The sequence below is a fragment of the Amycolatopsis keratiniphila subsp. keratiniphila genome (assembly GCF_001620365.2).
GTDB classification, from domain to species: domain Bacteria; phylum Actinomycetota; class Actinomycetes; order Mycobacteriales; family Pseudonocardiaceae; genus Amycolatopsis; species Amycolatopsis keratiniphila.
The window spans coordinates 105401-120324 of sequence record NZ_LQMT02000036.1; the positions used below are offsets into that span (position 1 = coordinate 105401).

General features: G+C 71.8%; 7 protein-coding genes. 2 read left to right on the top strand and 5 right to left on the bottom strand.

All coding sequences use genetic code 11. The annotated features are described in order from the left end of the window. Window positions 1–184: 184 nt before the first annotated feature. On the top strand, window positions 185–1129 hold the full coding sequence (locus tag AVR91_RS33470; protein WP_063274367.1) for an ATP-binding cassette domain-containing protein: 945 nt from the start codon (window positions 185–187) through the stop codon (window positions 1127–1129). Continuing rightward, on the top strand, window positions 1126–1980 hold the full coding sequence (locus AVR91_RS33475; protein ID WP_063274366.1) for an ABC transporter permease: 855 nt from the start codon (window positions 1126–1128) through the stop codon (window positions 1978–1980). Before AVR91_RS33470 ends, AVR91_RS33475 begins: the two co-directional genes overlap by 4 nt. Window positions 1981–2098: 118 nt before the next feature. On the opposite strand, the gene AVR91_RS33480 is transcribed toward AVR91_RS33475, so the two are convergent. From AVR91_RS33480 to AVR91_RS33500, 5 genes are read right to left on the bottom strand one after another with little or no spacing between them, the layout of a single operon-like run. After that, on the bottom strand, window positions 2099–3229 hold the full coding sequence (locus AVR91_RS33480; protein WP_063274365.1) for a glycosyltransferase: 1131 nt from the start codon (window positions 3227–3229) through the stop codon (window positions 2099–2101). Continuing rightward, on the bottom strand, window positions 3226–4011 hold the full coding sequence (locus AVR91_RS33485; RefSeq protein WP_063274364.1) for an alpha/beta fold hydrolase: 786 nt from the start codon (window positions 4009–4011) through the stop codon (window positions 3226–3228). The genes AVR91_RS33480 and AVR91_RS33485 overlap by 4 nt, the downstream gene beginning before the upstream one ends. 4 nt (window positions 4012–4015) lie before the next feature. After that, window positions 4016–4315 (bottom strand): phosphopantetheine-binding protein, encoded by a 300-nt coding sequence (locus AVR91_RS33490; protein ID WP_016335182.1) that lies wholly within the window; start codon window positions 4313–4315, stop codon window positions 4016–4018. Window positions 4316–4331: 16 nt separating this feature from the next. After that, window positions 4332–8360 carry a beta-ketoacyl synthase N-terminal-like domain-containing protein gene (locus AVR91_RS33495; RefSeq protein WP_063274363.1) on the bottom strand — a complete coding sequence of 1343 codons (4029 nt, stop codon included), beginning with the start codon at window positions 8358–8360 and terminating at the stop codon, window positions 4332–4334. Further along, complete coding sequence (locus AVR91_RS33500; RefSeq protein ID WP_063274362.1) at window positions 8354–14665, bottom strand: type I polyketide synthase; 6312 nt, start codon at window positions 14663–14665, stop codon at window positions 8354–8356. The genes AVR91_RS33495 and AVR91_RS33500 overlap by 7 nt, the downstream gene beginning before the upstream one ends. Window positions 14666–14924 lie beyond the last annotated feature (259 nt).

Here is a 14924-nt window from a genome sequence, read left to right on the forward strand (position 1 = left end):
GGCAATGACGGTTCTTCGAGACGCGAGTGGCAGCGACGCGGCAGGCCCGGCCATCTTTCTCTTTTTCTTACGGCGATCACTTTTGTCACCCGCGTCAGCCGACACGTGCGGGGAATTGTCACGCGTAACTTGAGTCCTCCCACGCTCATTGCGGCCGCACCGAAACCCCCGCTACGTTCGGCGAATGGAGCAGGCTGCCATCGAGGTGACCGGCCTCGCCAAGCACTACGGTGAAGTGACGGCCCTCGCCGGCGTCAGTCTCCGGGTCGGCCGCGGCACCGTGCTCGCGGTGCTCGGCCACAACGGCGCGGGCAAGACGACGTTGATCGACATCCTCAGCACCCGGGTCAAGCCGACCGGCGGAAGCGCGAAGGTGTGCGGTTTCGACGTCGTGCGCGCCGGGCATCACGTCCGGCGGAGGATCGGTGTCACCGGCCAGTTCGCGGCGGTCGACGACGCGCTTTCCGGCCGCGGCAACCTCGAACTCGTCGCCAGGCTGCTGGGCGCGAACCGGCGCCAGGCCAGGGCCCGCGCGGCCGAACTGCTCGCCATGTTCGGCCTCGACGACGCGGCGGACCGGCCGGCGCGGACGTACTCCGGCGGGATGCGGCGGCGGCTCGATCTGGCAGCCGGCCTGGTCGGCTCCCCCGACGTCCTGTTCCTCGACGAACCGACCACCGGGCTCGACCCGCTCAGCCGGGCGGGGCTCTGGGACGGCGTCGAGCGCCTCGCCGCGCGCGGCACCACCGTCGTGCTCACCACGCAGTACCTCGAGGAGGCGGACAGACTGGCGGACCACGTCATCGTGCTGGGGCTGGGGCATGTCACGGTTTCCGGGCGGCCGTCGGAGCTGAAGGCGCGGCTCGGGGAAAGGACCGCGACGCTGACCTTCGGCACCGATTTGGCCGCCCGCCGGGCGCTGGCCGCGCTGCACCGGCTCGGGATGAGCTGTACGACGTCGGCCTCCGGGCTGGTGATCGGCGTCGCGCTGTCCGGGCCCGCCGACATCACGGTGCTGGTCCGCGCGCTCGACGCGGCGGGCGCGCCCATGAAGGACCTCACCGTCGCCGAGCCGACACTCGACGACGTCTACCTTTCACTGCACCGGAATCCGGCGGCCGCGCCATGACCGAGGCACGGCACCGCGCACCGTCGCAGCCGGTGCTGACCGATCCGGCGACCTGGCCGCCGAGTACTTTCGCCACCCAGGTCCGGGTGCTCGCGGTCCGCTCGCTGAAGACGGCGTTCGGAGACCGGAGGCTGGTGTTCTTCGGGCTGCTGCAACCGATCGTGCTGCTCCTGCTGTTCAGCCAGGTGTTCACCGGGGTCAGCACGCTGCCCGGGGTCGCGGCGTATCAGGGATACGTGAACTTCCTCGTCCCGGCGACACTGGTGAACATCGCGATGACCACGGCGATGAGTTCGGGTGCCGGCCTGCTCGCGGAGATCTACAGCGGCTTCACCGGACGTCTGCGGTGCATGCCCATCAGCCTTTCCGCCGTCCTGGTGGCGCGCACGATTTCGGATTCCGCCCGGCTCGGCGTGCAGCTGCTGGTGACCACGCTCGCCAGCGTGGTGCTGCTGGGATTCCGGCCGACCGGCGGCGTTTTCGGTGTCACCGCGGCATTGCTGCTCACGCTCGTCGTCGGCTGGTGCCTGAGCTGGATCTTCGTCGCCATCACGACCTGGCTGCGCAAGGCCGAGACCCTGCAGATGGCGTCGTTCGTGGTGATGTTCCCGCTGATGTTCTCGTCCAGCGCGTACATGCCGCTGGAGACGATGCCGTCCTGGCTGCGGATGGTCTCGGCGCTCAACCCGCTGACCTACGCGATCGACGCGACCCGTGCACTCGCGCTGGGACGTCCGTCGGGCTGGTCGATCCCGATCTCGCTGGCGATCGCCGCCGTCGCCGCGGCCGCCGGTGGGTGGATCGCGGCCCGGACCTTCCGGACCCCGCGCGACGTCACACCGATGACCTGACCCGAACCCGTCACTCGCGTGATTGAAGACCGAACTCGCGTGATTGAAGGCGGAACTCATGAGTTCCGCCTTCAATCACGCGTGTTACGCCTTCAATCACGCGAGATACGGCTAGCCGTCAGTGCGGCAGGGACTCGAGGTGGTCCGCGGCGGCCACGACTCCCCCGGCCGCCGCGAACGAGGCCCGCACCCGTGCGGCCGCCGCGGCGTAGGCGGGATCGGTCAGCACTTCGGTGACCGTGTCGCGGATGTCGGGCGCCTTCGCGCGGTCGAAACGCAGCCGCAGCCCGGCGCCGGCCGCCTCGACCTGCTGAGCCAGCATCGACTGGTCGTCCCGGATCGGGGCGATGACCAGCGGCAGCCCGGAGGCCAGGGTCTCGCTCACGGTGTTGTGCCCGCCGTGACAGATCACCGCCGCCGCTTTCCGCACCACTTCCGCCTGCGGGATCCGCTTGACGACCAGCACGTCGTCGCTGAGCAGTTCGCCGCATCCGTCGACGACGAGGCCCTGGACGTCCGGCATCCCGGCGAGGGCGTCGACGCATTCGGACAGGAACCGGCGGCCGAGGGCGGCGTTGGCGGTGCCGAGGGTGGCGATGACGAGCGGGCGGCCGTCGAGCCGGTCCCACGAGAAGCCCACCGGCGGCGCGGGAGCCAGCGCGGGGCCGACGAACCGGACCGCGCCGACGTCGGCGATCGGGCCCGTCAGGGACACGGTGGTGAACGCGAGGATGAGGTCCGGTGAGAACCGCAGGTCGCCACAGGACACCTTGTGCCGGGTGCGGAGGCCCTCCTGCAAGCCGTCGACCCAGGCGGCGATCTTCGGCATGGCGCCCAGCGGATCACCGAGTTCGGTGGACGTCGACGCCGACGTCACCCACGGCAGGGAGCGGCGGCTCGCCACGAGGGCGCCCGCGAAGGCCTGCTGGTCGGCGAGCACGACGTCGGGCCGGAAAGCCTCCACCGCCTTCTCGACACCCGGGACCATCGCGTCCGCGAGCGGGACCAGATACTGCTCCCACAGGTACTTCAGCGCCGCGAACCCGCGCAAACCTTCGGGACGCCGTTCGACGGCGAACTCCAGCGCGTCCCCCGCCGCGTACACCCGGCCCGCCCGCGTCAGTTCGGACGTCGTGGGTTCCGGGCCGCACCAGGCGACGTCGTGGCCTCGGTCCACCAGCTCGGCGGCCACCGCGCGCAACGGCGCGACATGTCCGGTGAGCGGCGGGACGACCAGCAGGTACTTCATCCGCGCGGCCTCCCGTGCCGGTCGATCCAGTTCAGCAGCAGCTCCCGGACCTCGCGGTGCTGCTCGACGAGCACCGAATGCCCCTGGCCCTCGAACACGTGCAGCTCGCCGCGGGGCAGCAGCGAGGTCAGCGCGGTGAGATCGTCGGCCTGGTAGCCGTGACTGCCCAAAATGGACAGTACGGGGCAGCCGATTCCGGCCACCTGGTCCAGCGTCAGCAAGGGACCGAGCGGGACCTCCTCGGCCATCGACGTCGACATGATCCGCTCGGCGGCCATTCTCGCCAGCCGCCGGTGATGCGCGCTGTAGTTGGCCTCGATCCAGTCGAAGCTCTCCTCGACCTTCAAGAACCGCACGGTGTGTTCGAGGATCTGCGACATCTTGCCCGCCCACAGTTCGGTGGCGGGCTCCGACTCGATGCACACGATGCTGCGCACGCGTTCCGGTTTCGCCACGGCGTAGCTGTAGGCGAGGGTGCCACCGAAACTGTTGCCGACCAGGTGCACGGGCCGGTCGAGGTCGAGCTGGTCGAGCAGGTCGTCGAGATCGGCGACGAAGTCCGCGATCGTGTACCCGCGCTCGGGGCGTTCGGTCTTCCCGTGCCCGCGCAGGTCGTAGCTGACCACGTCCACCCCGGCGGCGGCGACCGGCGGAGCGAGCGTGAGGTAGAAGCTCGCGAGGCTGTCGGTGCCCATCCCGTGCAGGAACACCACGGTCTCCGTGCCCCCGCCGGGCACGAGCTGCACGTTGGTGCGCAGCCCGTTGACGGTCATGGTCGGCACCGGCTCAGCCCCGTTCGGCGAGGCGGGCGGCCACGTAGTCGGCGATGTCGCCGACCCGGAGTTCGATCACGTCGTCGAGATCCTTCTCCGCCAGGAACTCCGCGAGGTTGACGTCCGCGCCGAAGAACTCGGCGAGGATGCTCGCGAAGGTCACCAGATCGATGCTCTCCAGCTGGAGATCCTCGTGGAAGGTGGTCTGCGGGGTGATCTCGATGCCGAGGACGTCGGTGTCCCCGACCAGTTCCTTCAGCAACTCGGCCACGGTGCCGAAGACCGACGCCGGGCTCTGCTGTTCGATCGTCATGCTCTGCTCCTTGCTCTTACCCGCGGTTCCAGGCCACCACGTGCCCGGGGATTCCGGCGAATTCCGCCCCGATACCGATCTCCTCGGCCAGCCCCGCCAGCTCGCCTTCGGCCCGGACCGCGATCCGGGGCGGCGTCGCGGTCTCTTCCCTGACCAGTGCGACCGCGACCTCGCCCGCCGACGCGACGGCCACCGCCAGCGGCGGCACGACCCGGCCGTGCAGCCCGGTCACCCTCGTCCCGTCGGCGCTCACGCGGAGTTCCGCCGGGTACACGCCATCGAGGCCGAGCTTCGCGCGGACCGCGTCCTTGATCGCGATCCGCTCCAGCAGCCAGCCGCGCTGCCGCCGCGGCGCGCAGGCGGCGAACTCGGCGCGTTCCTCCGCGCCGAGGTAGATGCCGGCGTAGATGTCCCGTGCGGCCGGGCTCGGCCACCGGTCCGTGACCACGGTCCAGCCGCCGTGGTGGTCCTCGGAAAGCCGATGCCGGTCGGGGAAGGCGTAGACGCGGTGGGCGGGCCGGTCGCACGGGAACCGGATGTCCCGCCACTGTTCGATCCTGGCCAGGACGGTGCCGTCCAGCACCAGTTCCGCGTCCATCTCCAGCACGTCCGGCCGCGGCAGCCGAACCCGGACGACGCAGCGCAGTTTGGTGCCCGGCGCCGGTTCCGGCGCGAACCAGGTGACCCGGCCCATCGACGTCGGGAACGCCAGCAGCGCGTCCGCCTTGGTCGCCATCAGCCAGCAGCCCAGCAGCTGGCCGACGTTGTCGAGCAGCGCGCCGGGCGCGGACGGTACGACGAGGTCGCCGCGGATGTGCCGCTCGCCGAGCCCGATGAGTTTGTCGAGCCCCTGGTACGCGGGGCCGTGGAACATCTCGCGGCGGGTGTAGATCTCGGCGGCGCTCAGCGGCGGCGCCGTTTCCGGACCCGGCGGCGGAGACGGCCGCGGAGCCGTGGGATAACGCTGCGCCAGATGGACGTCCATACTGGCGTGCGGTCCGATTTGGACACTGATCCGGTCGCCTTCGCGGGTCATCGAAAGCGGCACACGCACCGCCGGGGCGGCGATCAGCCAGCGGGAGAACGCCGCGTTGCTCACCCCCGTCGCGACCGTGCCCGGCCACGCCCGTTCCGCTTCCCGGCAGGCCAGGTCCACCAACGTCGTCGCGGGCACGGTGGGACGGAAGTCGGATTCGTCGGGCCAGTCCGCGCGCTGGCGGAAGAACCGGTGATCGACCAGATACGGCATCGTCGCCAACGATACGTCCACAGTGGACTCGACCGTGCGCCGTGCCGCCGCGTTGACGACGCTCGCCGCGGCCTCCCGCGTCTCCGCGAGCAGCGCGGTGAACTCCGCGACGATCGCGTCCGGGATCCCGTCGGCCAGTTCGGGCACCTCACCGGCACCCGCGAACATGCCCTTGACGTCACCCTCGACCGAAAGCAGCGTGCCCGCCGTGTCGATCCGCGTCCGGCGCGGCTCCAGCGCGTCGAACGCGGGCCGCCCGCCCTCCACCCAGACCGCGGTGGCGACCCGGCGCAATTGGGAGAGGCCTGCCCGCGTGCCGGAGGACGCGGGGATGACCAGGTGCGGCCGTGAGCCCAGCGTGTCCGACACGAACGAACCCAGCTGACCGGCGCCCGCCTGCACGAACACCCGGGCGCCGTCGGCGTAGAGCGCGTCGACGAGTTCCCGGAACCGGACCTTGCGCACCAGATGGGCCAGGTACAGCTCGCGGACCTCCACCGGATCCGCGGGATACGGCCGGGCCGTGGTCGCCGACCACACCGGGATCCGCGGCGGCTTCAGGTCCAGTTCGGTCGCGAGCCGGGTGAACGGGCCGAGCCGCGACCGCATCAGCGGGGTGTGGAAGCCGGACCGGAACGGCAGTGTCCTGGCGACGACGCCGTGCTGGGCGCACAGCTTGGCGAGCCGGGCCGCGGCGGCCGGATCCCCGCAGACGATCGTCTGCCGCGGCGCGTTCTCGTGGGAGATCATCAGCTCCGGCTCTGCGGCGAGCAGCGCCTCCGCCCGCTCCGCGGAACAGCCGAGCACGAGGAACTCGGCGTCCGGCAGGGTGAACCCCTGCGGCCAGTACCGGTTCAACATGTCCTCTGTGGACTGTCCGGGATACATCCCCGCCGCCTGCATCGCGGTCCATTCGCCGACGCTGTGCCCGGCGAGCAGATCCGGCTCGATCGCGAGCCGCCGCAGCGCGGTGTCGAGCAGCAGCCCGACCTGGGACACGCTGGAAGCGCGGGCGAGCACGCTCGCCGTCGACCATTCGGGCCGTTCGAGGCCGAAATGCCGGGCGACGTCGGCGCAGCGCGGTTCCGCGTCCGCTTCCAGCCCCGGGTAGACGAACGCGGTCTTCGCCCCGGCCTGCTCCAGCAAAGGCGCGGTCGTGCACCAGATGTCGTTGGGCCCGTGCCAGGAACCGCCCTCGGCCGCGATCTTCGCCAGTACCCTCCGCGCGACTTCGAGCCGCTTTTCGGTAGGCCCGACGATCCCGATCCGGCACGGGCCGTGCCCGCCGGACTCCGGATCCGGGCGATCGAGCAGCGTGCGCAATCCGTCGAGGGTGGACGCCGCGAGCAGGAGGACCCGCTCGGGCTCCCCGGTCACCTTGGCCCGTTTCGGCCGTGACGGCGCGGGGTCGGCCTCCTCCAGCACCACGTGCGCGTTGACCCCGCCGAAACCGAAGGCGTTGACCGCGGCCCGCCGCGGGACGTCACCCGACCGCCACCGCTCGGCTTCGGCCAAGGCACGGAACCGGGTCTTGTCCAGGAGCGGACTCGGGTCGGCGCAGTTCAAGGTCGGCGGCAGGACGGCGTGGTGCAGCGCGAGCGCCACCTTGACCAGACCGGCGGCCCCGGCGGTCGGCATGGTGTGCCCGATCATCGCCTTCACCGCGCCGATCGCCGCGCGGGGACCGTCCGGAGGGCCGAACACCTCGGCGAGAGTGGCCAGTTCCGCGGCGTCCCCGGTCGGGGTCGCGGTCCCGTGCGCCTCCAGCAGGCCGAGCGCGCCGGGAGCGGTGGGATCGAGGCCCGCCGACGCCCACGCGCGCCGCAGGGCCAGCGTCTGACCGGCGACGGCCGGGCTGAGCAGGCTCGCGCCCTTCCCGTCGCTCGACGTCCCCGAGCCGCGCAGCACCGCGTAGACCCGGTCGCCGTCGCGGCGCGCGTCGTAGAACCGTTTCAGCACGACCATCGCGGTGCCCTCGCCGATCAGGAGGCCGTCCGCATCACGCGAGAACGGGCTGATCCGCTGGCTCGGCGAGAGGGCGCCGAGCTGGGTGAACATCGACCAGAGCGTGTCGTCGTGGCAGTGGTGCACGCCGCCGGCCAGCACGACGTCACAGCGGCGGCGGGCGAGTTCGCCGATCGCCTGGTCCACGGCGAGCAGCGAGGACGCGCAGGCGGCGTCCACCGTGTACGCGGGGCCGCCGAAGTCCAGCCGATTGGCGACCCGCGACGCGGCGAGGTTCGGCACCAGCCCGATCGCGGTGTCCGGCCGGAACTCGCCGAGCGGCTCCAGCAACGCGTCCCGCAGCCTGTCCAGCATCTCCGGACGCGCCGACGGCAGGAGATCCCGGACGGCGCCGGTGATCTGGCGGACCGACCGGACCCGCTGGTCGAACCGCTGGAGCCCGGGCGAGAGATAACCTCCCCGGCCGAGGATCACACCCACGCGTTCGAGGTCGCCCAGCCGTCGCAGGCCACCGGCGTCGTCGACCGCGGCGGCGGCCACGGCCAGCGCGACCAGCTGGTCCGGCTCCATCCCGGCGACGGTGCTGGGGGCGATACCGAGCGCCGTCGCGTCGAAGTCCAGGCTGTCGGCGACGAACCCGCCGCGTCGCCCGTAGGTGCGGTCCGGGGTGCGGCCGTCCCCGTCGTGGAAGCTCGGGTCCCAGCGGTGCGGCGGGATCTCGGTGATCGCGTCGGTACCCGAAACGATGTTCTGCCAGTATTCGTCCACAGTGGACGAGCCGGGAAGGAAGACACCCATCCCGACGATCGCGACCGGCTCCTGGTTCACCACAGCGACGCCGTGTACAGCACCGAGCGGACGTCGGCCGAGCCGTAGGCCAGCTCGCGCAGGAGCGCGGCGGTGCCTTCGTCCGGATCGATCAGCGCCACCTCGCGGCGCTCGTATTCGCGTGCGAGCTCGGGCGACACCATGCCCGCGTGATCGTCCGAGGGCGCCCACGGTCCCCAGTGGACGGTCAGCGCGCGGCAGCCGGTGCGGTCCGCCCACTGTCCGCCGAGGGTTTCGAGCGCGTCGTTCGCCGCCGCGTAGTCGGTCTGCCCCCGGTTGCCCAGCACCGCGGAGATACTGCCGAAGAAGGTCACGAACCCGGGCCGCACGCCGAAATGCTCCAGCGCGTCGAGCAGTGCCCGCGCACCGTCCACTTTGGTCCCGTAGACCGTGCGGAACGACTGCTCGTCCTTGTCGGTCATCAGCTTGTCGTCGATCACCCCGGCCGCGTGGACGACGCCGTCGATGCGGCCGTAGCGGGTATGCAGATCCTTGACCACCTGCCGGACGGCGGCGGCGTCGCGCACGTCGAGCTGCCGGTACGCCGCGGTACCGCCCGCCGCGGTGATCTGGTCGAGCGTCCGCGCGATCTCACGCTGGGCCAGCACGGTGCGCACCCGGCGTTCGATGTCCGCCAGCGAACCGCCACGCGTGGCCAGCGCCGAGCGCATACCCGGCGCGTCACCGGGAAGGTCTTCGTCGCCGGGCTCGGCCGGCCACGGGGTGCGGCCCGCCAGCTCGATCCGGCAGCCGCTCGCCGCCAGCGCGACCGCCGCCCGCGCGGTGATCCCGCGGGCACCACCGATCAGCAGCAGCACGGAATCCGCGTCGAGGCCCAGCGCCTTGACCTCTCCCCCACCGGGACCCGCGCCCGCGTACGCGACAGAACCGAGCGAACCCGCGGAAGGCTCGAACGCCGCGCGCCCCGCGGTGTCGTAGCGGACGGCCGCCGGCCCGTCGGCGATCGCCTCTTCCAGCGCGATCCGGCCGAGGTCCACTGTGGACTCGACTTCGACCAGCCTGGTCGCCTCGCTCCGTTCCCGCGCGGCGGCGCGGACCAGACCGCGCAGCCCGGCGGTGTGCCCGGCGCCCGTCTCCGCCACCACGACCACCGCGCCCTTGGCGCTTTTGACGAGGCCGAACACCTGGGCGGCGACGGGTTCTTCGGCGTCCGACAGTGGGTTCAGCACGATGACGATGTCGGCATCGCTCTCTTCGGCCGGAAGACCGCCCGCGTCGGCGAACACCGCGCGGACCGACTCGGCCAACTCCTCTTGGCCGGGCTCGAAGCTCACCGAGACGGTTTTGCCCGCCACCTTGGCGAGGTCGGGCGTGCCGAGCGGCGCCGACACGCGGTCGAGCAGGTACCGGGCGGGGGCGGTACCCGCGGGAGCCTCATAGAGGGTCGCCGCCACGGTGACCGGGGCGGCCGGTTCGAGCCACTTCCGCAGCCGCGCGGCCAGCGCGCTCGCCGTCCGGTCGCGGCTGAGCTGATCCTGGGCGTCGTCGTGCACTCGTCCGGAGAGGCCGAGCTTCGCGAGCAGCGAGCCCGCGATCTCGGTGCGTTTGATCGAGTCGATGGAAAGATCCGCTTCCAGATCGAGATCGGCGTCGATCATCTCGGCCGGATAGCCGGTGCGTTCGCTGATCGCGCCGATCACGGTGGCCAGGACATCCGTGACAGGAGCCTCCGCGACCGGTTCCGGCTCGGGCACGACGACCGGGGCTTCGACCGGCGGCAGCAACGCGGGCACGACCGGCGCCTGCACCGGAGCGGGGACGAGCGGCGCGGTGCCGAGGTATCCCAGCATCACGTCCCGTTGCGCCGCCAGCAGTTCGCGGCTGGTGCGGAGGAATTCGACGACGGCCTGGTCACGACCGGGCGCGGGCTGGTTCATGGTCGTCCTCGGGATTCGTCGGGCGGGCACGAGCCCATGGGCGGGGACCTCGCCACCGGGCGCGCGGACGGTCTGGCCGTCCACGGTCCAGGCGGGTTCGGGGAGCGGGCCGACGCGGACACGGCCGCGGAAGAGCCGTTCGGTACGCACATCGACGCCGGTGAGCGCCAGGCGCGCGAGCGCGGTGAGGAATCCGCGCAGCCCCGGTCCACCGGGGTCGCACGCGATCACGGTGTGCGGACGGTCGCCGAGGATCTCCCTGGCCAGCCGGGAAAGCACCTGCCCCGGGCCCGCCTCGACGAACGTGCGCGCGCCCGCCGCGTACATGTCCTCGATCAGTTCCACGAAGCGAACCGGCGAGCCGATCTGCGCGGCGAGTTCGGCGCGGACCGCCCCGGCTTCGTACGGCCGTGCGGTGCGGTTCGACCACACCGGCGGCCCCGGCTCACCGATCTCGGCGTTGTCGAGATCGACGGCGAACACGTCGCTCGCCCCGGCCACCAGCGGGCTGTGGAAGGCGCAGGCGACCGGGATCCGTTTGGCGCCGATCCCCTGTGCCCGCAGTTCGCGGACCGCCTCCTCGATGGCGGCCGTCGGTCCGGAAAGGACGGTCTGGCCGGGTGCGTTGTGGTTGGCCAGTACCACGTCCGGATGGTCGAGGGCGGCGGCCAGTTCGTCACGGGACGCCTTCACCGCGGCCATCGCGCCCGGGTCGGCGCCCGCGACTTCGGCGATCGAACGGGCCCTCGCCCGGCTGAGCGCCACCAAGGTCGCGGTGTCGAACGCGCCCGCCACCGACAGCGCGGTCAGTTCGCCGTAGCTGTGCCCTGCCAGCAGATCCGGCCGGACACCGAGGTCGGCGAGCAGGCGGCAGACCGCCGATTCCACGAGCCCGAGCGCGGGCTGCGCGACACGAGTGTCCTTGAGCGCCTCGTCTTGCGCGGTGCGAGCGTCCTCAGTGAAGGCCCGTGGCGGGAACGCGGTCGCGGCGACGTCGGGAGCGAGCCCCAGAACGTCCGCCAGTTCGGGGAAGTGCACGAACAGCTCCGCCAGCATCCCCGTCCGCTGGCTGCCCTGTCCGGGGAACAGGAACGCGACCGCGCCGGCCTCGGTGTCCTGCGCGACGAGCCCTCCGCCGTTCTCGGCGGCGTCACGCAGTTCGGCGAGATCACTTGCGACGACCGCGAGGCGCACCGGCTCGGATCCGCCTCGCTCGGCGGCGAGGGCGGCGATCTCCCGCAGCGGACGACCTTCGTTGGCCGCCAGCAGATCCCGCAGCGCGGCCCGAGCGGTCTCCACGTCGGCGCCGCGGAGCAGGACCAGCTCGGCGTCCCAGTCACGCGGGCCGTGCCGCCGTCCCGGCGGGACTCCCGGGGCGGCGAGCACCGCGTGGAAGTTGGTCCCACCGAACCCGAACGCGCTCACTCCGGCGAACTCGCGTCCGCGCGGAACCGGCGCCGGCCGGGCGCCGGTGGAGAAGGTGAAGGGACTGCTCTCGGCGTCCCAGGCGGGGTTCGGCCTGCTCAGGTGCAGCGTGGGCGGCACGACCTCGTGCCACAGCGCCAGCGCCGCCTTCATCAGGCCCGCCAGCCCCGCGGCGCATTTCGTGTGCCCGATCTGGCTCTTCACCGAACCCAGCGCGCACGTGCCGGGCCCGGCACCCGCGGCGAGGAAGAACTCGGTGAGCGTCGTCAGTTCGGTGGCGTCGCCGACGACCGTGCCGGTGCCGTGCGCCTCCACCAGCGAGACGTCCGCCGGGGACACCCCGGCGTCGCGATAGGCCCGCGCGAGGGCTCGCCGTTGTCCCTCGGGACGCGGCGCGGTGAGACCGAGCGCCTTGCCGTCGCTGGCGGCGCCGACCCCCTTGACCACGGCGTACACCCGGTCGCCGTCGCGTTCGGCGTCGGAACGCCGCTTGAGCACGAGGCACGCGACGCCCTCGCCGAGCGCGATCCCGTCCGCCGACGCGTCGAACGGACGGCATCGCCCGGTCGGCGACAGCGCACCCGCGGAGGTGAACATGAGGTAGTCGTTGACCCCGTTGTGCAGGTCGACGGCGCCGCACAGGACCATCGAGCTCGTGCCCGCCCGCAGTTCCTTCACCGCGAGGTCGAGCGCGGCCAGCGAGGAACCGCAAGCGGCGTCCACCGTGTAGTTGGTGCCGCCGAGGTCGAGCCGGTTCGCGATCCGGCCGGAGATGACGTTGGCGAGTGTGCCGGGGAACGAGTCCTCGGTCAGTTCCGGCAACTGCGCGAGGAGTTCTTCGGGGACGTCCTCGAGATAGCTCGGCAGCAGCGCGCGCAGGACACCGGCGTTCGCCAGGTCTCCTCCGGCCTCGGCACCGAAGATGACGCTGGTGCGCTCGCGGTCGAAGCCGCCTTCGCCATAGCCCGCGTCTTCGAGGGCACGCCGCGCCGTCTGCAGGGAGACCAGCTGGGCCGGGTCGATACTGCCCATCGACTTGGGCGGGATCCCGTACGCGAGCGGGTCGAAGTCCACCGGAGGCAGGAAACCTCCCCACTTCGACGTCGACTGGCCGGCGTAGATCTCCTTGTCCCAGCGCTGATCCGGCACCTCGGTGACCGCGTCGGCGCCGCGCAGGACGTTCGACCAGAAGGCCGGGAGATCGGGTGCGCCGGGGAAGACGCACGCCATCCCGACGATCGCGATGTCACCGTCCACAACGGACTCTTCGGCGGGAGCGCGGGCGGCGAGCAGTTCCGCCGCGCCCGCGGTGACGTCCCGGTGCAACGCGGCGATGTCGGTACGGTCTTCGCGCAGGACGGTCACCTGCCCCGCCATGTACATCCCCTCGGCGAGCTGGCCGAGCGTGTCGACCTCGACGAGCGCGTCGCCTTCCCGCCGGATGCCCTTGCTGGCGATCCGCAGCCGTCCGGTGTTCAGCTCCTCCAGCCGTTGCCAGACCTCCTGCGGCGGGACGCCGTCCGCGCGGAGCCCGGCCTTCAGCGCGGCGAACTCGTCGGTGTACGGGCTGGGCAGGCACCGGGTGAGGTGCCCGGGCGCCGTCTCCAGGGTGACCGTGGACCCGGCGCCGAGCACCCGGTCCTGGAAGGTTTCGGTGATGGCGCCGTGGGTCACGGCTTCCTCGGTGAACAGGTACGCGGTGCCCATCAGGACGCCGACGCCGCCGCTCAGGGGCTCGGCCATCGCCGACACCATGGCGGCGGAGCGGGCGTCGTGGATCCCGCCCGCGAGCAGGATCTCGACGTCATCGGCGCCGTGTTCGCGTAGGACGTCCAGCTGCTGCTCCCACAGCACGAAGCTCGACCGCGGGCCGATGTGCCCGCCGCATTCGGCGCCCTCGAAGACGAACCGGCGGATCCCGGCGTCGAGGAACTGACGTAGCAGGATCGGTGACGGCACGTGGAGGAAGGTCGCGATGCCCTCGGCCTCCAGCGCCTTGGCCTGCGCTGGTTTCCCGCCCGCGATCAGCACGCAGCGCGGGCGCGCGGCCCGGATCGCCGCGAGCTGCTCGGCGCGCAGCGCCTCCGGGACGAAGCCGAGGATGCCCGCTCCCCAAGGCCGTTCGCCGAGCGCTTCGGCCGTGCGCCCGAGCAGTTCGGTGGTCTTGGCGCCGTTCGCGGTGGCCACCGCGACGAACGGGAAGCCGTCGTTCGCGGCGACAGCGGCGGCGAAACCGGGCTGGTCGCTCACCCGCGTCATCGGCCCCTGCACGACCGGCAGCCGGGTCCCCAACGTGCGGCACAGCCGTACGCCTTGGTCCGAGGGGATCACTGACGGCGCCGCGAGCGACCGCACGACCGAACGAACAGCGCTTTCCGCGTCCTCGAAGCGTTTCGCGAACAACGCGCTGAGTCCGTCGTCCGCCCTGGCGAGCTCGTTCCGGGCCGCCGCGGGCACGTCGGCCTCGGGGAACAGGCCGAGTCCGTCGAGCACCACCCCCGCCGCGCCGCCGGCGATCGCGGCCGCCGCCGTGCGCGGCCCGATGCCCCCGTACGCCCACACCGGGACGTCCTCGCCGAACCGCTCCAGCAACCGTTGCAGCAGGACGAACGTGGTGAGGTCGGAGCCGCCCGCTTCGGCTCCCTTCGCCACCAGACCGGAGGCGCCGGCGTCGAGCATGCGGACGGCCTGCTCGGCACCGGTCACCTCGGCCAGCACGGGGAGGCCGGCCCTGCCCCGCCAGACCGCCCCCTCGGCCAGCAGCACGAGCCCCGCGCCGCTTTCCCGCACTTCTTCGTCCCGCACGGTGCGACCGGCCGGGATCCGGACACCGAACGGGACTCGTCTGTCCGATGTGGACACTGTGGACCCGATTTCGACGATCCCGAGCCCGCCGCCCCTGGCGACGGCGGCCGCCAGCCCCGGATCCGGACGTCCGAGCGGGTTGACGCCGAGTACCCGCGTGCGCGCCGTCGCATGACTCACCGGCGGACCTCCTGTTCGGCTGGGGCTGGTCGAACCTCGCCGGGTTCGGCGATCTTTCAGCGGGATTCACAAGAAATAACCTACTTGCCGCAGAGAGCGCAATACTTTCGTGTGAAAACTCGGAAAACAAGGGAACGCATGCTAAAGTCCGGCGCCGGAAACAAATATGTCGACACCGCCAGAACAAGCCTCCGACCTGCACTTTTATCACGGCCGTCGGCGATTTCGACAACGCATTGCTCACCGATATAACAAAACA

Excerpts from the sequence above, each read along its gene's own strand:
- AVR91_RS33470 (WP_063274367.1), top strand. The coding sequence starts at position 185 with ATGGAGCAGGCTGCCATCGAGGTGACCGGCCTCGCCAAGCACTACGGT.
- AVR91_RS33475 (WP_063274366.1), top strand. The coding sequence starts at position 1,126 with ATGACCGAGGCACGGCACCGCGCACCGTCGCAGCCGGTGCTGACCGAT.
- AVR91_RS33480 (WP_063274365.1), bottom strand. The coding sequence starts at position 3,229 with ATGAAGTACCTGCTGGTCGTCCCGCCGCTCACCGGACATGTCGCGCCG.
- AVR91_RS33490 (WP_016335182.1), bottom strand. The coding sequence starts at position 4,315 with ATGACGATCGAACAGCAGAGCCCGGCGTCGGTCTTCGGCACCGTGGCC.